This is a genomic window from Limosilactobacillus gastricus PS3, from assembly GCF_000247775.1.
GTDB classification, from domain to species: Bacteria; Bacillota; Bacilli; order Lactobacillales; family Lactobacillaceae; genus Limosilactobacillus; species Limosilactobacillus gastricus_A.
In genome coordinates, this window is record NZ_AICN01000019.1 from 1 (window position 1) to 4,548 (window position 4,548).

The following is a 4,548-nucleotide window of genomic DNA, read 5'->3' on the forward strand; positions in this document are numbered from 1 at the left end:
AATACCAGTTGTGTGATTGCCAGAAGGCCTTGGCAGCCACCCACTGATCCATACCGACTCGCCACATAATTATCGGCCACTCGTTCTTGGTTTTCTGGTGACAAATCACCACCAAGATATGAAATCAATAATTGGTAACGACCATAACAAGAACCATTCCGGGCCGTGTAGGAACCACCAGATTCACGTTGCGCAATCCATTCCTTAGCCGCTTCTTCTTCTGCAGACTTTGAGGAAAGAACCCCATCAGCGTTTGCAGTGTAATTAGTACCATTAACGTTAACCGTCGTGTTCTTGGCTAAAGCACCATCTGAACCAAAGTAGTAGTTGTTACCCCAGTTTGAGTAAAGTCGATTAGTATACCGAACCCCGTCTTCACCAAAGTAATAAATATTACCCCAGTTAGTGTAGAATTGGTTAGTGTAGCGAACTCCACCTTCACCAAAGTAGTAGAGATTTCCCCAGTTACTGTAGAATTGGTTAGTGTAGCGAACCCCACCTTCACCAAAGTAATAGAGATTGCCCCAGTTACTGTAGAATTGATCAGTATAACGGGCCCCATCTTCACCGAAGTAGTAGGTGTTGCCCCAGTTACTGTAGAATTGATCCTTGTACATCAATCCATCATCACCAAAGTAGAAGACTTGGCCACTATCGTTAGTATAAAAAGCATCAACTTGCTTTTCGCCATTAACATAGTAGTAAGTACCCGCATCTTCAGTAACGATCCCATTCTGCACTGATGCAGATGAAGCTACGGCGCTTGAATCTGCAGTCGACGCACTAGTTGCGCTGGAAGCAGAAGTTAAAGTTGATGCATCGGTAGCAGTCGAAGCAACTGATGAAGAAGCTGTACTATTTGATGATGCCTCACTAGTTGCTGAACTAGCTGTCGTTACCGCGGCAGTCGTTGCATTATCAGTGTTAGTAGTCGTTGTATCAGCATTAGCAGTTACATTGGCAAAAGTTAAACCAAGAGCAACAGCTGTCACTGAAAGGGCAACTGTCTTCCATTGTTTCCCGCTTTTATATAACTTATAGTGCTTTTTATTATCCATAGATTAAGAAAATTCCTTCCCTGACAAAATGTCTTTGAATATTATTTTTCTTTCAATGTTTAATACTTTATCACAATTTCATCCCAAATCCGCTAAGTCAAAGGGAATGTTAATCAAAGGTAATGCTTTGATAACTTTTGTCACCTCAATGTAACATTTGATGGCAATCCTAGTACCAGCCATTGGCTTCCCAGAAGGCTTTGGCAGCGACCCAGGAACCATACCGATTGGTAACGTATGCATCGGCCACTTTTTCTTGATTTTCGGCTGACAAATCACCATTTAGGTATGACAAAGATAATTGGTAACGACCATAGTATTGACCGTTTTGGGCAGTATAAGACCCACTAGATTCCTTTTGGGCAATCCATTCCTTAGCGGCTGCTTCTTCATCAGAAGTTGTGCTCGAACTAGTATCAGTTGTTGTACTCGTAGTATCAGTCGTCGTTTCGGAAGCAGTACCTTCCGTCGTTTCTGAATCATCAATTACTAAACTATTAGTATCTTCATTTTGGTCATTAACCGCACTACCTGAAGAAAGTGGTGCAGAATAAGACGATGCTGAATCACTCATTTCAACTTCACTACTGGAACTAACAGCATCCGCACTTTCACCAGTTGCTGACAAACTTACAGCTGAAGATTGATCTGAGTCACTAGAAATATTTTCAGCACTGGAATCTTCACTCGCTGATGAAGGTGCCGAAACGCTAGCAGCTTGGGCTTGATCCGCACTGGCTGCACTACTTACTTGGGTATCACTAACCGCAGCGGAATTAGTGGCGTCATCGTTTTTGGCAGAACTAGGCGTCGATGAACTAACCGTTTCATCAGTAGTAGTTGTTGCGCTAGGACTAGCAGTGCTGTAGGCGGAACTTTGGTCAGCAGGCACCCCAGTCGTGGTACTTGCTGACGAATCGCTTTCGGCCACCTTCACAACTAATTGTTGACCAACAAAAATCAAATCTTTGTTAGCGATATTGTTGTCACTAGCTAGTTGATCAACATAGGACAATGATTGACCAAAATTAACCGCGATCCCGGATAAGGTATCCCCTGATTGAACAGTATAAGTCGTATCAGCATTAGCACTAACGGTTGATGCCAAAGTTCCTAATGATACGGCACCAGCGACAGCAGCAGTTACTTTAACAGTTTGATTTAATTTCATTGATTCTTCCTCGGTTTCAAATTAATGTATATTACCTTATCAAGCTTGCATTACAAGCTAATCACGACCATGTTGCAACTTTGTAACATTATGTTATCAGGTCGTTAAAAATCCCCCAAAGTTAGCGCCAATGGCTCAACTTTGGGGGATTATTCAATTAAATAATCAGAAGAGATCCGATTCGCTTTGCGCTTCGGCTATATAGTCTTCATTCCGTCTTAATAAATCAATCCGGTTTTCTAATGTTTCCTGAACGTAATTTCCAATTAAAACTTTAAATGGTAATAAATCGCCGGTCGAGCGAGCGTGACCTAAGGCATCCATATATGCTTGACGAGCCTTGGCATCTGGTTGAATGTTAATGACCGGATAACCAGCTTCCGTTAATGCTAGATTCATAACCAAGCGAGCAGTACGGCCATTCCCATCAGCAAAGGGATGAATGGCGACTAATCGTTCGTGTAGTTCCGCAGCGTACTCGACTGGATGTAATTGATCGCTAGCTGTATGCACCCATTCAATCAAAGCATGCATTCGCGGTTGAATATCAAATGGTGAAACGTATGGTTGATATTCACTTCCATACGGCCAAGCTTCCACCACTCGATAAGCTCCTGCCGTGTGAGGATCACTATTTTTGATCATCGCTAAGCGGTTTAAATCCCGAATGATCCGTTCACTTAGCGGAGTATGCTTACTAACCAGCTCGGACATGTAATCATAAGCAGCTGCCAAATCAACAGCTTCCATCGCCTCTTTTAATGACATCCCATGGACAGTCATCCCAGTATTTAAAATTGACGCCGTTTCATTCATCGAAAGGGTACTGCCTTCAATGGCATTTGAAGACCAGACATGTTCAAGCCGAATCTGTTGTTCTAGTAACTTTACTTGCGCCTGATCCAAAGGCCGAAACTGATCTATTTCATCCTTTAACTGGGTAATATTATTTAATAATTTTTGATAATCAGTCACCAGAATACCTCCTAATCTAACTTCAGATAAGCATCATTAGTTAACTGGTGAATTTTCGGCATCTCCTGCATTAACTTGATAATCCCTTGAGCTTCTAAGTGACTCATCTGCTGATCCAATCGATAACGTGTGGTTCCTAGTACCTTTGCGAGATCCTGATCCGTACTCGCATTTAGTGAATAGCCAAAGACAGCTTGTTGATATAAATACCTAACAATTCCGCGCATTCCAACTACTATATTTCGTTGACGGTCACTATAACCAACGGGTAACGGTAATAAATCATCTAACATTTGATCTGCATGCTTTAAACGATTGATTCCAGTTGATAATTGTTCTAACGCTTTTTCCTGACCAGTCAGAATAATTTCCATGATTCGAATGATGAACAAGGTGGCATCACCATGGTTAATGGGATTTCCCATTTCCGTAAACGACTTGTAATAGCGATTCTTATCATCCGCAATTGCCGAGGAAAAATTAATCGCCGTAAGTGCATCGAGGTAATGCACTAAGTAGGCACAGATTATATAACGTCCAGTTCGTCCATTGCCATCGTAAAAAGGATGGATATATTCATAGAAATAGTGGCTAATAATCACTTTCGGCAAAGTAGCGAAATCATTCGAGTTCATAAAGGCTAACAAACTTTCTAAATCATTAATGATTTCTGTTTCATTATTATCACCTGCATGGATTTGACGATCCCCATCATAAATTGCTTCAGCAACTTTCCAAGATACCTTACCATTTGGTAGTGCACCGGATTCTACATTACCGACTAATTCATACCACAGCTTACGAAAATCTGTAATTTTGCAAATTAACTCTGTATGACCTTGAACAATTCTCAAATAATGAATTACTTTTCTCTAAAACGAATTTGCCCTGATGAATGATGAATAAGCACTATCAAAGCGGAATTAAGTTCTTTGTTAGAGCTTCTGATTCCTACAATATCATTGCTGTTCTGAATTTATTCAAAAGACAAACCGCTAATCAAACGAGCGTTGTATATCAGAAATGATAGTTTCAGAAGAACTATAGTTCTCTAATAATTATCCCATTTTCAAACAGGATATCTTTAATTCCTTTATATATATCTAATTCAAACTGCTGAAACATCTCGCGATTATATTTAATATATCTTGTAATTATCTTGTTCGTTCTATTTAAGTCACTATTAAACCATTTTTTAAACTTTCTCGTTTTTTTGTTTTCGAAATCTGCTTCTAGATCCTTAATCGATACAGGCAAATCAAACAAATTTAAGGTCTGTTTAAACCTTTCTATAGGTTCATCCATTTCCTTAAAGAAAGGATGATCGGGGTTTAAACTTAAAAT

4 protein-coding genes and 2 pseudogenes are annotated in these 4,548 nt (G+C 40.2%); all 6 read right to left on the reverse strand.

All coding sequences use genetic code 11. The annotated features are described in order from the left end of the window. Positions 1-1,004 (reverse strand): annotated as a pseudogene (locus PS3_RS10565) (aggregation-promoting factor C-terminal-like domain-containing protein); the annotation flags it as partial. Between the two features lie 9 nt (positions 1,005-1,013). After that, positions 1,014-1,058 (reverse strand): annotated as a pseudogene (locus tag PS3_RS10900) (KxYKxGKxW signal peptide domain-containing protein); the annotation flags it as partial. A gap of 169 nt (positions 1,059-1,227) precedes the next feature. Further along, positions 1,228-2,229, reverse strand: coding sequence for an aggregation-promoting factor (gene apf / locus PS3_RS10825; RefSeq protein ID WP_040467915.1), 1,002 nt, complete (start codon positions 2,227-2,229; stop codon positions 1,228-1,230). A gap of 165 nt (positions 2,230-2,394) precedes the next feature. Beyond that, positions 2,395-3,204, reverse strand: coding sequence for a Fic family protein (locus tag PS3_RS02025; RefSeq protein ID WP_235719976.1), 810 nt, complete (start codon positions 3,202-3,204; stop codon positions 2,395-2,397). Between the two features lie 11 nt (positions 3,205-3,215). Beyond that, positions 3,216-4,058, reverse strand: a complete 843-nt coding sequence (locus PS3_RS02030) for a Fic family protein (RefSeq protein ID WP_050950795.1) — start codon at positions 4,056-4,058, stop codon at positions 3,216-3,218. A 187-nt stretch (positions 4,059-4,245) separates the two neighbouring features. Then, positions 4,246-4,548 (reverse strand): hypothetical protein (locus tag PS3_RS10575; RefSeq protein WP_235719977.1); only part of this gene is annotated, 303 nt, incomplete at its 5' end.